Genomic DNA, 16,875 nt, shown 5'->3' with positions numbered 1-16,875 from the left:
GTGTCCACACAGATTTCTTGTTTCGTATTGTTAAAGAGCTGGTGCTTGGTAGCACCGCCGTTAGACGCTAGGTCGTTGGCTTGAGGAGGCGTATTCTACACTCCTCGTGGTTGGCGTCAAGGGCTTTCGAAAACTAATTTTCTAAGTGCTTACTTGTTGCCCTGACTGCGTTTCAGCTTGGTTTAACAAGACTGGTTTGCCGTGTCAGTGGATGCGCATTATAGGGAGTTTAGATGTGAGCGCAAGGGCTATTTAGGAGAATATTACGATTAACTTAATGACCGCATATTTATCAATCGAAACGCTGATTAATAGCACTCAGCCCGGCTACTTAACCGCCACTACTGGATTTAAAATACAAAAAGGGACCTTAGGTCCCTTTTAAAAGAAGTGATAATTCTATATTGGGTGCTCTATAAAGGTTTATCTATAAAGCTCTGGATCAATTCAACCGCTTTCTCGTCATCCCAGTCCACAAAGGTGCGGACAAAAGCAATTAGGTCACCTTCTTTATTTAAGATAAAGGTAGCAGGAATAGTATCGAGCGGGAACACCTGCCCTAGCTGCTGCTTCTCATCATAATAAGATGTGAAATCTTCCATTCCAAGTTCTTTTAAAAATGGCTCTACTTGTGTTTTTCCATCAAGATCGATAGAAATTGGTAAAATTTCAAATTGAGCCTTATCAAACTTAGATGCTAGACGCTTTATTGCTGGCAACTCTCGAACACAAGGTGGGCACCAAGTTGCCCACATGTTTACCATAATCACCTTGCCTCTATACTGACTGAAGTCTACAGCTTTACCATCGGCATCACTGAAATGCACTGCATCGATTGGATAGGTTTCTGGCAATACGCTGATAAGGTCTATACTCGACTGAGCTGTCCCGTCGTCCTGCTTCTGCATCCCCGGATACGCCAAAGCCGTATTGATAGATAACGAAGTGAGTGCTAACAGCGTAACTGTTAGCACCTTAGTCAGACACTTACTCATTGATCATCTCGATTAAGCAGCCTGTCTAACTCTTTCTGCTCTTCGGCGCTGATCTCTTGATCATCGACTTGAGAGATACGCTGTTTACGCACAAAGTAAAAACCGATAAGAAAGCCAACGATTAACAACCCGAAAGGTCCTAACCACAATATATATGTTTTAGGCTCCATTCTCGGCTTATAGAGGACGAAATCACCATAGCGACTCGTCATAAACTCTATCACTTCGTCATAGTCTTTCCCTGCATCAACCATCTGGTAGACTTCGAGACGAAGGTCCTGCGCTACCGGTGAATTAGAATCGATTAGATTTTGATTCTGACACTGGGGACAACGAAGTGAGTGCGCCAGCTCCAGCGCGCGCTTCTGGTTTTCTGCCGACTTGAACTCATAGGTATCAACTGGGGTTGCATATACTGACATCACAGTTAACGACAGGAGTATTGCCCCCATGAGTTTGAATACTGACTTCATCATGATGCTCCCTCCTGCTTTGCAACGGCTTGCAGCTCTTTAATCATTGGCAGCAATGTCTCATTCCATACACGCTGATCAATTGGACCCGCATATCTGAACCTGATGATACCGTTATGATCCACTAAGAAGCTTTCCGGCGCACCATAAACACCAAGATCCAGACCGAGGCGGCCGTCATGATCGAAGATGTTTTTTATATAGGGATCACCTTGCCTATTCAACTCTCGAATCGCCAATGCCCGATCATCACGGTAGTTAATACCATAGATAGGCAAAATATTCTGTCTTGCGAAACGCATCAGATAAGGATGTTCGTATTTGCACGATGGGCACCATGTCGCCCATACGTTTAATAGTGCGACCTTACCTTTCAAGGTTTCATTTGTGATTGTCTCGCTACTATCTTCCAAACGCTCCAGCTGGAAAGCCGGAATAGGTTTTCCTTCAAGAGCCGAATCTAGTTGTTGTGGGTTGAGGAAGAGTCCCTTATACAGGAACGCCCCCATACCCATCACTATGATTAGTGGAATAAATAATACCAGCTTCTTCATACTTGCCCCAATTCAAGTTAGGCCGTAGCCAATTTCGCTTTTTCCGCGTCAAGCTTAGATATTTGCGTTGTTTTCTTAGTACGGTAACGCTTATCCGATGCAGCAAAGAAGCCACCTACCATCATAAAGATGCTGCCGAACCATAACCAACGAACAAATGGCTTATAGTTGATACGTACCGCAAACTCGGTACGACTAATTGGATCACCCATGGTGACATATAAATCACGGAAGAGCCCCCAGTCGATACCGGCTTCTGTCATATCCATAGTACGAACATTATACTGGCGACGATCCGGTTTCAGCAAGGTGATGAACTCACCATCTTTAGACACTTCGATCTGTCCTTGTAGAGCCGTATAGTTGGGTCCAACCACATTTTTAGTCTCGATGTAGTGGAAAGTATAGCCTGCCACCTCATGGCTGATACCAGGCCCCATGCGGACGCTCTTTTCGACCGAGTAGTTTGAAACAATAGTGCCGCCCACAACCGATACTGCTATGCCTAAGTGGGCGATGATCATACCCAGTTGGCTGCGACCCAGTCGAGCCAAACTAAGAGAGCCATCTTTCGACTTAATCAGGTCGTATCCCGCTCTAAGTGTCATTAGCGTAACCCAGGTAGCCGTACCTATGCCAAACATGACCCAGATATTGAACTTACCATCGGCCAGGAATGGCGCAGCGACACCAAGAGTAATGGCAACGATTGCAGGCACCAGCACTTTCGCTTTCATCGCGCCAGGCTTAGCTTTCTTCCAGCGTATATTCGGGCCTATGCCCATAAATACGAATAGCACTAAGATAATGGGTACGAACACGGTATTAAAATATGGAGGTCCTACCGAAATTTTACCCATATTCAAAGAATCAATCAGTAGCGGATAAAGCGTGCCTAGTAGTACGGTGCCACATGCCACTGTGAGTAGAATATTACAAATAAGCAGCATGGTTTCTTTAGACCATAGGTCGAAACGTGCTGGGCTCTTCATTTGGCTTGCTCTGAACGCAAATAGTGTCAATGAGCCACCAACAGCCAATCCCAATAACAGCAGAATAAACATGCCTCGACTAGGATCTGCAGCAAAAGAGTGCACCGAAGTAAGCACGCCGGAACGCACAATGAAAGTACCTAACAGACTGAGTGAGAATGCAGTGATAGAAAGCAGTACGGTCCAGTTACGGAAAGCGGCGCGTTTCTCGGTCACGATAACCGAATGAAGCAGTGCAGTGCCGACGAGCCAAGGCATGAATGAAGCATTCTCGACTGGATCCCAGAACCACCAACCGCCCCAACCTAATTCATAATATGCCCACCAAGAACCGAGAGAGATACCGCCGGTTAGGAATACCCAAGCCGCCAAAGTCCACGGTCGGCTCCAGCGTGCCCATGCAGAATCAAGACTGCCGCCCATTAAAGCTGAAATCGCGAAGGCAAAACTCACCGAGAAACCGACATAACCAAGATATAACATGGGAGGATGGAAAATCAGACCAACATCTTGCAACATTGGGTTTAGATCACGACCTTCCATAGGGATCGGGAATAAGCGTTCGAAAGGGTTGGACGTCAAGATCATGAATAATGCAAAACCAATCACGATGAGAGCCAGTACGGATAACACCCTGGCGGTAAACACTTCTTCTAAGCTTTTACTAAAATATGCAACAGCCGCTGTCCAGCCGGAAAGTGCAAACACCCAGAAGAGTAAAGATCCTTCATGTCCACCCCATACTGCTGCTATCTTAAAGAAGATTGGCAACTCGGAGTTAGAGTGATGTGCTACGTAGGCAACAGAGAAGTCATCAACCGCAAAGCTGTACCCTAGTACAACAACGGATAGGAAGATAAAGAAGAACATACCGTAAGTGAGTGGCCAAGCATAGCGCACTAGGTATTGGTCTTTGCGTGCAACACCAATTAAAGGAACGCTAGCTAAAAGGAAGGCAAAAGCCAAACCGATTATCAGCGCAAGGTGTCCTAATTCTGGGATCATGAGTTTTCCTCAGTACTTTAGATTATTTGTTAAGCTTACGCCCAATTCAACCACTCAACATCCTTAAGCAAGTAATAGTTTAACTGCCTAAGGTTTAAATTTGAGTCATTTTAGTATTTGCTGTTGTATCTGTCTGCTTCTTTCGCACAAATATGGGTGGCTAGTCGCATTTATTGGCTAATCATCAAGTCAGTGACAGATGTACAGTGGACCTGATTCTATGATCAGACCCTGATGTTAAACTTAAGTTTCAGCCACTTTTAAAAAATAGAATCGAATTGTGAACCAGTGCCCAACTATCACTATTTAGCTGACTCATCTCCTTATATTACTGTTCAATGAATAATCTTTACGTATAATCCTATCCCTAGCCAGCGGTTGATCCGCTTTTTTATAACTAATGTGAAAAAGAAATAATGACCACTCTCTGGATTTTTATTGGGCTTTTTGTGTTAGTCAGCCTAGCGCTGATTTGGTTTCCTCATTTTCGTCAGCATAAGATGTTGCAGGCGGAAGAAGCAGGTGTTCGCAAACAAACTAACCTTGAGCTGTTTAACAATCGCCTCATCATTCTAGAAAACGAGCTAGAAGAAGAGCTGCTCGATCAACAGGAATTCAACGTACTTAAGAAAGAGTTAGAGATAAGTCTGCTTCAGGATATGAAGCAAGGTGAAGATGAATCTCTGGTCAACAAAATCAAACCAAAAGGTTTGCTGTGGCCGACCTTAATGTCTGTGGTTATTATAGGTCTTTCTGGGTATTTCTATGCGACACTTGGAGCCTACGCAAAATTAGACCAGCCAGTCCCATCGAGTCTGCATGCAGGAATGGATGCCGAGCAAATAATGCAGCAGCGTCTACAGATGATGGAAGTTCAAGTTAAATCTGAGCCTGAAAATAGTCAGCTTCTCTTTAGTCTTGGCCACATATATATATCTGCGAGTCGTTATAATGACGCCATAACAACCTTTGATAAAGCTATGGAGCTCGTTGGAACCCATGCCGAGTTATTGGGTCCAAAAGCAACCGCCATGTATTATAGGGCGAATCAACAGATGACACCTGCAATCCAGGCTATTATCGATCAATCTTTAGCACTCGACCCCGAAGACCCTTCGACTCTGCTGCTTAAAGGTATGGACGCTTTCTTTAATGCTCACTATCGAGAAGCAATAAATGCTTGGCAAGCCATACTCGATAGCGAGAGAAAGGATGTAGATCGAGGTGCAATCATCAATGCTATCGATAGTGCCAAGATGAGAATTCAGGTCGAGACGGGTGAAATGCCTGATGACGCAGCACATTCAAGTGTAAAAGCTACGGCTAAAAGCGTTAGCGTCGAAGTATCTATATCTGCAGAGCTAGCCGATCAAGTGGCGAGTTCAGATATGTTGTTCATCTTCGCTCGTAATACAGAAGGGCCAAAAGTCCCCCTAGCGGCAGTTAAGGTCTCGGCGAAAACATTACCAGCAACGATCACCTTAGATGACAGCACTTCTATGGGTGGTGATGTCAAGCTGAGTGGTGCTAAGAATGTCGAGATAATCGCGGTTCTCTCTAAACATGGCAGCGTCAAACCTCAGACAGGTGATCTTCAAGGTCGGCTTGCTATGGTGAAAGTGGGTGACACAGTCAAGCTTGTCATAGATACGCAAGTGAAATAGCAACATTCGCTTACGAAGGACCTGCAATAGCAGGCCCTTTTTATTGCCTGATGTTGCATTACACTAGAAAGACAGGCATAAAAAAACCGGCTCATTGCCGGCTTTTTTATGCTCAACACTCGAGCCTGATCAAGATTACTTAGACATGAACTCGATAGCGTTCTTGTAATCTTCATCGGTACAATCCATGCACATCCCACCCGGTGGCATTGCGCCTTTACCAGTCTTGACTGTAGATACTAATGTATCGACACCTTGAGCAAGACGAGACTCCCAAGCAGCAGCATCGTGTGCTTTTGGAGCACCAGCAATACCCATGCTATGGCACACTTGACATGCCTTGTCGTATACAGCCTTACCTTCTTGTGCAAATGCGCTTGCAGACAAAGTCAAAGCGGCGACCGCAGTCATAGCTAACAGTTTTTTCATGTTCGATGTTCCTAATGCAAGTTCTAACAAAGCTCTACGCTACCCTTATTACTCTCATCAATGAGTAAGGCAGACTATTTTTATAGCAGCACTAGAATACATTAAACCGCAATAAATCTCACCTTTTTGTGATTCCCATCAAAGCTTGCACACTATAAACACCAATGATGGCACAAATTAGATATTATATTAGCAAGGGTTAAAAAATGTTTATTGAGAAAGGAAAAGTTCAAAAAACATGTTAAAAAGTTTCAATTATTGAAAGCTCGTCAAATTGTGATACATAGCATGAAGCAGTACTAAACCCCTTATTGTGATTGTGTTAAGATCCCTTGTAATTACTTAAGCCTTGATATAGAGGACTCAGTGGTAGAACAGATGACAAAGACCTTAATTTCGGCCAAAGAGTTGACCTGTATTCGTCAAGAACGCATCTTATTTGATGAACTTAGCTTTGATATTAGTCAAGGCGAGATAGTTCAAATTGAAGGTCCAAACGGCTCGGGTAAAACCAGTCTTCTTAGGATACTCGCAGGTCTATCACGTCCCTATGCCGGTGATGTTCATTATAAGAATCAAGAGATAAACCGATTTAGAGACGAATACAATGAAGACCTACTCTACATAGGTCATCTCGCAGGAGTTAAGAGTGAGTTAACCGCAGAGGAAAATCTTAACTTCAATTTAAGCATCAGTGGTTATAATGACTTCAATACTCAAGAAATTCTCGCCAAAGTAAATCTAACAGGCTTCGAAGAGGCACTTGCTGGGCATCTTTCTGCCGGGCAGCATAGACGTACAGCCCTGGCTCGACTCTGGCATACCAGTTGTAAAATTTGGTTGTTAGACGAACCTTTTACCGCTATCGACAAGAAAGGCGTTATAGAGCTTGAACATCTGTTCCTTGAGCACGCCAAACGTGGTGGATGTGTCATCTTGACGACACATCAAGATATGGGAATTATCGGTGACGATATTCTACGCAAGATCAGCCTTGACTATCGCTTTGTATAAGGTCCAGAAATGAAAAAAGGCATCAGCTTCAGACAAGCATTTTATACACTACTGAAACGCGATCTACAGATAGCAATTCGTCATAAAGGCGACATTTTCAATCCATTGCTGTTTTTTATCTTAATCGTCACCTTGTTTCCATTAGCCATAGGACCCGAACCAAAAATATTATCTAGAGTCGCCCCTGGAATTATATGGGTGGCGGCCTTACTCGCCTCAATGCTGTCCTTAGAGAGATTGTTTAAGGCCGATTATGTCGACGGTAGTCTCGAACAGATGCTACTCAGCCCGCAACCTTTACCCTTGATGGTATTGGCAAAAGTGCTGGCTCATTGGATATTAACAGGAGTACCACTAATTCTGGTTGCACCACTTTTAGCGGTATTACTTCACCTAGACAGTAATAGCTATGGTGCGCTAATGGCAACCTTAGCCCTAGGAACGCCGGTGTTAAGTTTACTCGGGGCTATTGGAGTCGCATTAACCGTAGGCCTGCATAAAGGAGGAGTGCTGCTTAGCTTGCTTATCTTACCTTTATATATACCGGTATTAATCTTTGCCACGACAGCCATAGACGCTGCCGGGTTAAATCTACCTTATGATGGCCATCTCGCAATAATTGCCGCGATGTTGGTCGGTTCATTAACGTTAGCACCTTTTGCTATTGGTGCATCTTTAAGAGTGAGTACTAACTAATATGTGGAAATGGCTACATAGTTACGCAGATCCAGAACGAGCGTATAACCTTTCTGGAAAACTCCTTCCCTGGTTCGCTATGCTAGCGATTGCCCTGATCGGTATAGGATCAGTGTGGGGCTTAGCTTTTGCACCGAGTGATTATCAACAAGGTGATAGTTACCGAATCATCTTCATTCATGTACCAGCAGCCTCTATGTCTATGGCCGCCTATATGGGTATGGCAACCTCTGCATTTATCGGCCTGGTATGGCAGATAAAGTCGGCAGATTGGGCCGCGGCAGCCATTGCACCAATAGGAGCCGTGATCACCTTTATCGCCTTGCTCACTGGCGCCACCTGGGGTAAGCCTATGTGGGGCACTTGGTGGGTATGGGATGCACGTTTGACAGCCGAACTGGTCCTCTTGTTTCTTTATCTGGGCGTTATTGCACTCTACGCTTCTTTTGAAGACAAGGTATTAGCAGCACGCGCCGCCGGTATCTTGGCTATAGTCGGTGTGATTAACATCCCGATCATCAAATACTCAGTCGAATGGTGGAGTTCGCTGCATCAACCGTCGACGATTAGAATTACAGAAAAGTCGACTATGCCCACTGAGATGCTGTATCCATTACTGATCAACATCTTAGGTTTCGGCTTAATGATAGGCGCTATAACTTTAATCCGCTTCCGATCTGAGGTTTTGGCACGTAACAGTATGCGACCTTGGGTTCGTACTATCGCTAAAGCCCAAGGAGTTAAGTAATGCAGTTTGATTCATTGAGTGATTTTTTAAATATGGGTGGCTATGCCTTCTATGTCTGGCTAGCTTACGGTGTGACATTTGGGTCTTTAGGGATACTTGTCATGCAGAGCATGGGACAGAAGCGTAAAGTATTGACTGAAATAGCAAAGCAGATTCAGCGAGAAGAACGCCTAAAAGAAAACCGGAGTAATAAATAGTGAACACAAGACGTAAAAAAAGACTCGTTCTAGCAGTAGCCTTAATTGGTGGTGTAGCCGCAATAGCATCACTATTACTGTATGCATTGAACTCGAACTTAAACCTGTTCTACACTCCTACAGAAATTGTACAAGGTAAGAAAGACACCGGAGTTCTACCCGAAATTGGCCAGCGCATACGCATCGGCGGCATGGTGACTATGGGCTCTATGGTAAGAGACCCTGAAAGCTTACATGTTGAATTTGCCGTCCATGATTCCTTAGGCGGTGAAATCATAGTGACTTATGACGATCTACTGCCCGATCTTTTCCGTGAAGGCCAAGGCATTGTCGCCCAGGGTATATTGATAGAAAGTGGCAAGTTACAGGCAACTGAAGTTCTGGCTAAGCATGATGAGAACTACATGCCGCCAGAAGTAGCCGCAGCTATGGGACAGACCCATGAGAAGCTAGATTACAACACAGAGCAAAAAAGCGGTTACTAAGACTTGCTGATTGAAAAGGCCTCTAACGAGGCCTTTTTTATGCCTCTAAAACGCCCCCTGAGATTAAATGACTCCAACTTTGCATCTAACCTAGGAAATATTCGAGATACGCCAGGAGGTGTGTTAAAGCTGGTGATATATAGACTGGCAACAGGAGAGCAACTGCGGCATCGATTTGGAATATTGAGGGCTAGCATAAAGAGTTTACTTGGGGTAAAAGCAATAATCGTGACATGAAATCACAGCGTGTAACATTTCTACATGGATACCAAACCAGCCCCTATTGAGCAGTTTCCCAACCCAACCAGCTTGCCTATCTGCAACTCTATGCAAGCCAAAAAATATAGTCATGTTTGATAACAGTGAAAACCTTAATACCGACTGGTATTAGCCCCTATAGAGCCGTTGAGCCCCAAATTAAGCCGCCATACGCATGGGCCTAGACAGAGGCAGAGGCAGAGGCATAGGCATAGGCAAGCGTGATGAGGATTTGAGACAATTAACTAAATTTGTCACAAGGCAGGAAATGATCGGTAACGCGAAATAATAGGCTATATGGGTGAACTCTAATGAGTCACAGAAGTAGATAACCTGAGTCATGGGACAAAAAACACACATAAAAAAAGCCGGGCAAGCCCGGCTTTTTTACAATGAAACCCTTAATTACTCAGCGTCGTCAGCTTCAACAGCTTCTGCAGCTTCAGGGCGACCTACTAGTTCAATATACGCCATAGGCGCTTTATCACCAGTACGTAGACCGCACTTAAGGATGCGGGTATAACCACCAGGACGTTCCTGATAGCGTGGACCCAATTCATTAAATAACTTACCAACGACTTCAGCGTCGCGAGTACGAGCAAATGCCAAACGGCGATTTGCAACGCTATCACTCTTAGCAAGTGTTATTAGAGGTTCAACTACGCGACGCAGTTCTTTCGCTTTAGCTACAGTAGTCTTGATCACTTCGTGACGGACTAAAGAGCTTGCCATGTTGCGAAACATAGCTTGACGATGACTGCTGTTACGATTTAGTTGACGACCACTCTTACGATGGCGCATGACCTAATCCTTATTACCTTATCTGTACAAAATCTGGGTTAAAGGTCGTCGACTAGGCTGGCTGGAGGCCAGTTTTCTAGACGCATACCCAACGACAGTCCGCGAGAAGCCAAAACATCCTTAATTTCAGTAAGAGATTTCTTACCTAGGTTAGGTGTCTTAAGCAGCTCAACTTCAGTGCGCTGTACCAGATCTCCGATATAATGAATCGCCTCAGCCTTCAAACAGTTGGCTGAACGTACAGTTAGCTCTAAATCGTCCACAGGACGCAACAGAATCGGATCGAATTCCGGCTTCTCTTCTTTCTGCTCTGGCTCAGTGACATCACGAAGCTCTACAAACGCATCTAGCTGTTCAGCCAAGATGGTTGCAGCACGACGGATAGCTTCCTCAGGATCGAGAGTACCATTTGTGGTCATATCGATAACGAGTTTATCTAAGTCAGTGCGCTGTTCAACACGTGCAGCTTCTACATTGTAGGCTATACGAGCGACAGGCGAGAAAGAAGCATCAACCAACAAGCGACCGATAGGACGATCATCGTCTTCGGTTTGTGCACGGGCAGAAGCCGGTACATAACCGCGACCACGTTCTACACGGATACGCATGCTGATTTCATTGTTACCTGTCAAATGACAGACAACATGCTCAGGATTCATGATTGTAACATCACCATCATGGGTGATGTCTGCTGCAGTAACAGGGCCTGCGCCTGACTTACTTAAAGTAAGCATAGCTTCGTCTTTCCCTTCGATCACTACCGCTAAACCCTTAAGGTTTAGTAGGATCTCAAGGATATCCTCTTGCACGCCTTCCTTGCTACTGTATTCATGCAGTACACCATCAATCTCTACTTCGGTTACCGCGCAGCCTGGCATAGACGACAATAGGATACGACGCAACGCGTTACCTAAAGTGTGACCGAAACCACGTTCAAGCGGCTCAAGGGTAACTTTGGCACGTGTTGGATTAACCTGCTCGATATCAACGAGACGCGGTCTAAGAAATTCTGTAACAGAACCCTGCATTGTGTCCTCTCTTTTGTGTTAACTTTACTTAGAGTAAAGTTCGACGATAAGCTGTTCGTTAATTTCCGCAGATAAATCACTACGCTCAGGTAGACGCTTGAAAGCACCTTCCATCTTAGTGTTATCAACTTCAACCCATGTTGGCTTTTCGCGTTGAGAAGCAACTTCCAAAGCAGCCACGATACGCGCTTGCTTCTTAGACTTCTCACGAATGCTAATTACATCACTCGCAGACACTTTGAATGATGGAATGTTAACAACGCTGCCATTAACCATAATTGACTTATGACTAACTAACTGACGAGATTCAGCGCGTGTAGCACCAAAGCCCATACGGTAAACAACGTTATCAAGACGGGTTTCTAAAAGAGTAAGCAGGTTCTCACCTGTGTTACCTTTTTGACGTGCAGCGTCTTTGTAGTAGTTACGGAATTGCTTTTCTAGCACACCATAAGTACGACGAACTTTTTGTTTCTCGCGTAGCTGTACACCATACTCAGACAGACGGGTCTTACGAGCGCCGTGTTGTCCAGGTGCAGTATCAAGCTTACACTTCGAATCGATTGCTCTCACGCCGCTTTTTAGGAAAAGGTCTGTACCTTCTCTGCGGCTGAGCTTGAGCTTTGGACCCAAGTATCTTGCCATGTTCTTTCTCCAACTATCCTATTTAAAAACGACGAATTAAACGCGACGTTTCTTAGGAGGACGACAACCATTATGAGGGATAGGCGTCACATCGGTAATATTGGTTATTTTGTAACCAACCGAATTCAGTGCACGAATCGCAGATTCGCGTCCTGGACCTGGACCCTTTACAAATACTTCAAGGTTTTTAACACCGTAATCCTGAGCAGCAACACCTGCACGCTCAGCAGCAACCTGTGCAGCAAAAGGAGTAGATTTACGTGAACCACGGAAACCTGAACCACCTGAAGTTGCCCAAGATAGTGCATTACCTTGACGATCAGTAATGGTAATAATTGTGTTGTTGAAAGACGCATGGATATGAGCCATACCATCAGCAACCTGTTTACGTACACGCTTACGCGGAGAACGTGACGGACTTTTAGCCATATTGGATTACCCCGTTACTTTCTGATTGGTTTACGTGGACCTTTACGCGTACGCGCATTAGTCTTAGTACGTTGCCCACGAAGGGGCAGGCTACGACGGTGACGTATTCCACGGTAACAACCAAGGTCCATAAGACGCTTGATGTTCATAGAAACTTCACGACGCAAATCACCTTCAACTGTGTATTCGGCAACTGCTTCACGTAGTATATCAATTTGAGCTTCGCTCAATTCCTTGATCTTAGCTTCTTCAGCAATAGAAGTAGCCGCGCAGATTGCTCTAGCGCGAGTACGGCCGATGCCGAAGATTCCAGTCAATGCAATGACTGTGTGCTTCTGATCAGGAATGTTAATGCCAGCGATACGGGCCACTATGCACTCCTCAATAGTTAATGGTCATCTGTGAAAAGCCCGGTAGGATACTCGACAGACGACAGTTTTGCAAATAATATTTTGCTCAGCCCGGACAGGGCTGAGCAAATGTTTTAGCCTTGACGCTGTTTGTGTTTAGGTTCAACACAAAGTACGCGTACAACGCCCTTACGCTTGACGATCTTACAATTACGACAGATCCTCTTAACGGAAGCTCGAACTTTCATTTCAACACTCCGTAAAAGCTAGCTTAGCGTCCAAAGCGATCTAAATTCGCCTTGTTAACCAGATTAGCTTTCTTCATAACAGACTCATATTGATGAGACATCATATGGGTCTGAACTTGAGCCATGAAGTCCATGATTACTACTACCATAATAAGTAGTGAAGTACCGCCAAAATAGAACTGTACTTGCCAAGTAATTAACATGAACTCCGGAATTAAACAGATAAAAGTAATGTACAAGGCGCCAGCTAATGTCAGGCGAGTCATTACTTTATCAATGTAACGCGAAGTCTGTTCTCCAGGACGGATCCCGGGAATAAACGCACCACTTTTCTTCAGGTTATCAGCTGTCTCGCGAGGGTTAAACACCAACGCGGTATAGAAGAAACAGAAGAAAATAATTGCCGTTGCATACAATAATGAGTAAAGCGGCTGTCCCGGTGACACGGCCAGAGCAAAATCACTCAACCATGAAAGGGACTCATTTTGACCAAACCACTGAGCCAGTGTGCCTGGAAACAAGATGATGCTTGACGCAAAAATTGGTGGTATCACACCGGCCATATTAACCTTAAGTGGTAAATGTGTGCTTTGTGCAGCAAAAACCTTACGGCCCTGCTGACGCTTAGCATAGTTAACGACGATACGACGTTGACCACGTTCCACAAATACTACGAAAAAGGTTACAGCAAATACGATAACTACAATCAACAATAATACCAGTACGCTCAAGTCACCTTGACGCGCCTGCTCAGCCGTTGAGCCGATAGCAGATGGTAGACCGGCGACAATACCTGCGAAAATTAATATCGAGATACCGTTACCTATGCCTCGCTCGGTAATCTGCTCACCTAACCACATCAGGAACATAGTTCCCGTGACTAGACTCACAACTGCAACGAAGTAGAAACTCATTCCTAGATTTACAACTAAACCTGGGATCAAGTTAGGTAGACCCGTTGCGATACCGATAGCCTGGAATGTACCCAGGACCAATGTGCCGTATCGTGTATATTGACTGATCTTCTTACGTCCCGATTCGCCTTCCTTCTTGAGTTCAGCGAGTGCAGGATGTACCACAGTCAATAGCTGCATTATGATTGATGCCGAGATGTACGGCATAATACCTAATGCAAAGATAGAAGCACGTTCAAGAGCACCACCAGAGAACATGTTAAACATGCCTAAGATGGTACCCTTCTGCTGATTGAACAGCTCTGCTAATACAGCAGCGTCAATACCAGGAATTGGTACAAACGAACCGGCTCTAAAGACGATAATCGCACCAATCACGAACAGGAGGCGAGTCTTCAGTTCAGAAAATCCACCTTTCGCGCTTTTTAAATTAAGTCCTGGTTTTGCCATCGACGTATTATTCCTCGATCTTTCCGCCGGCAGCTTCTATAGCTGCACGAGCACCTTTGGTTGCCTTTAGACCTTTAACGGTCACTGGGCGCTCAATGGTACCTGAAAGAACGATTTTAGCAAACTGTATGTTGCGTGTGACAAGATTTGCATCTTTCAGCGCATTCAAGTCGACAACATCACCGTTAACTTTTGCAAGTTCGCTGATACGAACTTCCGCAGTTACCAAAGCCTTACGCGAGGTAAAACCAAATTTAGGCAGACGGATCTTAAGTGGCATTTGACCACCTTCGAAACCGATGCGTACGCCGCCACCTGAACGAGACTTCTGTCCCTTGTGGCCACGACCACAAGTTTTACCAGTGCCTGAACCGATACCGCGACCTACACGCTTAGCTGCTGATTTAGCACCTGCAGCAGGTGATAGAGTATTTAGACGCATCTTATACTTCCTCCACCGAAACCATGTAGTAAACCTTGTTAACCATACCGCGAACTGAAGGAGTATCTTCAAGTTCAACAGTGTGGTTAATACGGCGTAAACCTAGACCTGTCAAAGTGGCACGATGCTTAGGCAAACGTCCAATTGAACTCTTAGTCTGAGTAACTTTTAATGTTTTCTTAGCCATGGTGCATTAACCTCGAATTTCATTAACATTGAGGCCGCGCTTTGCTGCAATTTGTGCTGGTGACTTCATCAGCACCAACGCATTTACAGTTGCACGAACAACGTTAATCGGGTTAGTTGAACCGTATGCTTTCGACAGAACGTTATGCACGCCTGCTACTTCCAATACGGCACGCATTGCGCCACCGGCAATAATACCGGTACCGTCAGAGGCTGGTTGCATGTAAACACGCGAACCAGTATGACGTCCCTTCACAGGGTGGTGCAGAGTACCATTGATCAATTCAACAGAAACGATGTTACGACGAGCTTTTTCCATCGCTTTCTGAATTGCAGCAGGCACTTCACGCGCTTTACCATAACCAAAACCGACCTTACCATTACCATCACCGACTACAGTTAGTGCAGTGAAGCTAAAGATACGTCCGCCTTTAACTACTTTAGAAACACGATTTACTGCAACTAATTTCTCTTGCAGATCGTCTTTTTGCTGAGCTTCAAATTTAGCCATTTTTCATCATTCCTTAGAACTTGAGGCCAGCTTCACGAGCGGCGTCTGCTAATGCAGCTACACGTCCGTGATACTTGAAACCGGAACGATCGAATGCAACTACAGTCACGCCTTTTTCGATAGCACGCTCAGCAAGGGTTTTACCCACTACTTTTGCGGCTTCAACGTTGCCTGTGTACTTTAGCTGCTCTGATACTGCTTTCTCAGCAGTAGAAGCTGACGCCAAAACCTGTGAATCAGGGCTGATTACCTGAGCATAGGTGTGACGTGGTGTACGATGTACAACCAGACGGTTGACGCCCAGCTCTTGGATCTTCTTACGGGCGCGTAGTGCGCGGCGTAAGCGAGATGTTTTCTTATCCATATCGCGTTACCTACTTCTTTTTAGCCTCTTTACGACGTACTTGCTCATCGGTATAACGTACACCCTTGCCCTTATAAGGCTCTGGTGGACGATATCCGCGAATCTCAGCTGCCACTTGACCCACTAACTGCTTATCAGAACCCGTAAGTACGATTTCAGTTTGTGAAGGACAGGCTGCTGTTACGCCGTCAGGGAGTTTGTGTAAAACAGGGTGTGAGAAACCTAGCGTCAGGTCAATATCTTTACCGACAAGCTTAGCTCGGTAACCGACACCAACTAGAGTTAGTTTTTTCTCAAAACCAGCTGTTACACCAACAACCATATTATTGATTAAAGCTCGAGCTGTACCTGCTTGAGCGTTATTTTTAACGCCTTCAACAGAACTACACTTGATTTCGTTGTCTTCAACAACAACAGAAACATCTGTGTTTATTACTCGAGTCAAACTACCTTTAGTACCTTTTACGGTGATAGTTTGTTCGTTTAAAGTCACTTCTACGCCTGCAGGAATAGCGACTGGTGCTTTTGCGACACGAGACATTGCTAGCTCCTTATGCTACGTAGCAGATAACTTCCCCACCCATGCCATTTTGGCGGGCGGTACGATCAGTCATCAAACCTTTAGAAGTGGATACGATTGCGACACCCAGTCCGCCCATAACCCTTGGAAGTTCGTCTTTACCTTTGTAAATACGAAGACCAGGACGGCTGACGCGCTGGATAGTCTCAACGACTGGTTGACCTTGGAAATACTTAAGAGTGATTTCTAGAGTCGGTTTAGCTTCATCTGCTACGGCGTAGTCAGTGATATAACCTTCTTCTTTAAGCGTTTGCGCGATGGCAACTTTTAGCTTAGCAGAAGGCATAATTACTGATACGTGGTTAGCAGCTTGGCCATTACGAATACGTGTTAACATATCCGCTATAGGATCTTGCATGCTCATATTAGCTTACTCCGTGACACGTGCTTACCAGCTGGCCTTGCGTAGACCAGGAA

At 45.0% G+C, this 16,875-nt stretch carries 24 protein-coding genes; 6 read left to right on the top strand and 18 right to left on the bottom strand.

Annotation, left to right across the window (positions count from 1 at the left end; all coding sequences use genetic code 11):
- Positions 1-413: 413 nt before the first annotated feature.
- The 4 genes from HRU42_RS17920 to HRU42_RS17905 are packed head-to-tail and all read right to left on the bottom strand — an operon-like array spanning position 414 to position 4,019.
- Positions 414-995 (bottom strand): TlpA disulfide reductase family protein, encoded by a 582-nt coding sequence (locus tag HRU42_RS17920; RefSeq protein ID WP_295033050.1) that lies wholly within the window; start codon positions 993-995, stop codon positions 414-416.
- Positions 992-1,468 carry a heme lyase NrfEFG subunit NrfF gene (gene nrfF / locus HRU42_RS17915; RefSeq protein WP_295033048.1) on the bottom strand — a complete coding sequence of 159 codons (477 nt, stop codon included), beginning with the start codon at positions 1,466-1,468 and terminating at the stop codon, positions 992-994. The genes HRU42_RS17920 and nrfF overlap by 4 nt, the downstream gene beginning before the upstream one ends.
- Entirely contained in the window at positions 1,468-2,022 is a 555-nt protein-coding gene (locus HRU42_RS17910) for a DsbE family thiol:disulfide interchange protein (protein ID WP_295033046.1), read from the bottom strand. Before HRU42_RS17910 ends, nrfF begins: the two co-directional genes overlap by 1 nt.
- Before the next feature lie 17 nt (positions 2,023-2,039).
- Positions 2,040-4,019, bottom strand: coding sequence for a heme lyase CcmF/NrfE family subunit (locus tag HRU42_RS17905; protein WP_295033045.1), 1,980 nt, complete (start codon positions 4,017-4,019; stop codon positions 2,040-2,042).
- 416 nt (positions 4,020-4,435) lie between these two features.
- Between HRU42_RS17905 and ccmI the strand changes: the two genes are divergently transcribed.
- Positions 4,436-5,683 (top strand): c-type cytochrome biogenesis protein CcmI, encoded by a 1,248-nt coding sequence (gene ccmI, locus HRU42_RS17900; RefSeq protein ID WP_295033043.1) that lies wholly within the window; start codon positions 4,436-4,438, stop codon positions 5,681-5,683.
- Between the two features lie 135 nt (positions 5,684-5,818).
- Here the strand turns inward: ccmI and HRU42_RS17895 are convergent, their stop codons facing one another.
- The gene (locus tag HRU42_RS17895) at positions 5,819-6,112 is read right to left on the bottom strand and encodes a c-type cytochrome (RefSeq protein WP_295033042.1); all 294 of its coding nucleotides are present in this window, start codon (positions 6,110-6,112) and stop codon (positions 5,819-5,821) included.
- A gap of 378 nt (positions 6,113-6,490) precedes the next feature.
- Here HRU42_RS17895 and ccmA point away from each other — a divergent pair, with 378 nt between their 5' ends.
- From ccmA to ccmE, 5 genes are read left to right on the top strand one after another with little or no spacing between them, the layout of a single operon-like run.
- Positions 6,491-7,126 (top strand): cytochrome c biogenesis heme-transporting ATPase CcmA, encoded by a 636-nt coding sequence (gene ccmA / locus HRU42_RS17890; RefSeq protein ID WP_295033041.1) that lies wholly within the window; start codon positions 6,491-6,493, stop codon positions 7,124-7,126.
- 9 nt (positions 7,127-7,135) lie between these two features.
- Positions 7,136-7,822: a heme exporter protein CcmB gene (ccmB, locus tag HRU42_RS17885; protein ID WP_295033040.1), complete on the top strand. Its 687-nt coding sequence runs from the start codon at positions 7,136-7,138 to the stop codon at positions 7,820-7,822.
- A 1-nt stretch (position 7,823) separates the two neighbouring features.
- Positions 7,824-8,570: a heme ABC transporter permease gene (locus tag HRU42_RS17880; protein ID WP_295033039.1), complete on the top strand. Its 747-nt coding sequence runs from the start codon at positions 7,824-7,826 to the stop codon at positions 8,568-8,570.
- Entirely contained in the window at positions 8,570-8,767 is a 198-nt protein-coding gene (gene ccmD, locus HRU42_RS17875) for a heme exporter protein CcmD (protein ID WP_295033038.1), read from the top strand. The genes HRU42_RS17880 and ccmD overlap by 1 nt, the downstream gene beginning before the upstream one ends.
- Complete coding sequence (gene ccmE, locus HRU42_RS17870; protein ID WP_295033036.1) at positions 8,767-9,252, top strand: cytochrome c maturation protein CcmE; 486 nt, start codon at positions 8,767-8,769, stop codon at positions 9,250-9,252. The genes ccmD and ccmE overlap by 1 nt, the downstream gene beginning before the upstream one ends.
- Positions 9,253-9,915: 663 nt before the next feature.
- Here the strand turns inward: ccmE and rplQ are convergent.
- The 13 genes from rplQ to rpsH all read right to left on the bottom strand — a co-directional run bounded on the left by rplQ (position 9,916) and on the right by rpsH (position 16,822).
- A complete protein-coding gene (gene rplQ / locus HRU42_RS17865; RefSeq protein ID WP_005502465.1) occupies positions 9,916-10,311 on the bottom strand; it encodes a 50S ribosomal protein L17 in 396 nt (131 codons plus the stop codon).
- A 38-nt stretch (positions 10,312-10,349) separates the two neighbouring features.
- Positions 10,350-11,339 (bottom strand): DNA-directed RNA polymerase subunit alpha, encoded by a 990-nt coding sequence (gene rpoA / locus HRU42_RS17860; protein ID WP_013053398.1) that lies wholly within the window; start codon positions 11,337-11,339, stop codon positions 10,350-10,352.
- A gap of 24 nt (positions 11,340-11,363) precedes the next feature.
- The gene (rpsD, locus tag HRU42_RS17855; protein ID WP_193633083.1) at positions 11,364-11,984 is read right to left on the bottom strand and encodes a 30S ribosomal protein S4; all 621 of its coding nucleotides are present in this window, start codon (positions 11,982-11,984) and stop codon (positions 11,364-11,366) included.
- A gap of 36 nt (positions 11,985-12,020) precedes the next feature.
- The gene (gene rpsK / locus HRU42_RS17850; protein ID WP_012327241.1) at positions 12,021-12,413 is read right to left on the bottom strand and encodes a 30S ribosomal protein S11; all 393 of its coding nucleotides are present in this window, start codon (positions 12,411-12,413) and stop codon (positions 12,021-12,023) included.
- Between the two features lie 14 nt (positions 12,414-12,427).
- Entirely contained in the window at positions 12,428-12,784 is a 357-nt protein-coding gene (gene rpsM, locus HRU42_RS17845; protein ID WP_144048499.1) for a 30S ribosomal protein S13, read from the bottom strand.
- Between the two features lie 113 nt (positions 12,785-12,897).
- Complete coding sequence (rpmJ, locus tag HRU42_RS17840; protein WP_013053401.1) at positions 12,898-13,011, bottom strand: 50S ribosomal protein L36; 114 nt, start codon at positions 13,009-13,011, stop codon at positions 12,898-12,900.
- Between the two features lie 23 nt (positions 13,012-13,034).
- Positions 13,035-14,375 (bottom strand): preprotein translocase subunit SecY, encoded by a 1,341-nt coding sequence (gene secY / locus HRU42_RS17835; RefSeq protein ID WP_295033032.1) that lies wholly within the window; start codon positions 14,373-14,375, stop codon positions 13,035-13,037.
- 7 nt (positions 14,376-14,382) lie between these two features.
- Positions 14,383-14,817, bottom strand: a complete 435-nt coding sequence (gene rplO / locus HRU42_RS17830) for a 50S ribosomal protein L15 (protein WP_005503661.1) — start codon at positions 14,815-14,817, stop codon at positions 14,383-14,385.
- Between the two features lies 1 nt (position 14,818).
- Entirely contained in the window at positions 14,819-15,004 is a 186-nt protein-coding gene (gene rpmD, locus HRU42_RS17825) for a 50S ribosomal protein L30 (protein ID WP_005503660.1), read from the bottom strand.
- A gap of 6 nt (positions 15,005-15,010) precedes the next feature.
- Positions 15,011-15,514, bottom strand: coding sequence for a 30S ribosomal protein S5 (gene rpsE / locus HRU42_RS17820; RefSeq protein ID WP_144048501.1), 504 nt, complete (start codon positions 15,512-15,514; stop codon positions 15,011-15,013).
- A gap of 13 nt (positions 15,515-15,527) precedes the next feature.
- On the bottom strand, positions 15,528-15,878 hold the full coding sequence (gene rplR, locus HRU42_RS17815; RefSeq protein WP_193633085.1) for a 50S ribosomal protein L18: 351 nt from the start codon (positions 15,876-15,878) through the stop codon (positions 15,528-15,530).
- A gap of 10 nt (positions 15,879-15,888) precedes the next feature.
- On the bottom strand, positions 15,889-16,419 hold the full coding sequence (gene rplF / locus HRU42_RS17810; RefSeq protein ID WP_295033029.1) for a 50S ribosomal protein L6: 531 nt from the start codon (positions 16,417-16,419) through the stop codon (positions 15,889-15,891).
- 10 nt (positions 16,420-16,429) lie between these two features.
- Complete coding sequence (rpsH, locus tag HRU42_RS17805) at positions 16,430-16,822, bottom strand: 30S ribosomal protein S8 (protein ID WP_295033027.1); 393 nt, start codon at positions 16,820-16,822, stop codon at positions 16,430-16,432.
- Positions 16,823-16,875 lie beyond the last annotated feature (53 nt).

It is taken from the genome of Shewanella sp., from assembly GCF_013214165.1.
Taxonomy (GTDB): Bacteria; Pseudomonadota; Gammaproteobacteria; order Enterobacterales; family Shewanellaceae; genus Shewanella.
Note: the sequence above shows the minus strand (reverse complement) of the source record. Positions and strands in the feature narration are given on the sequence as shown.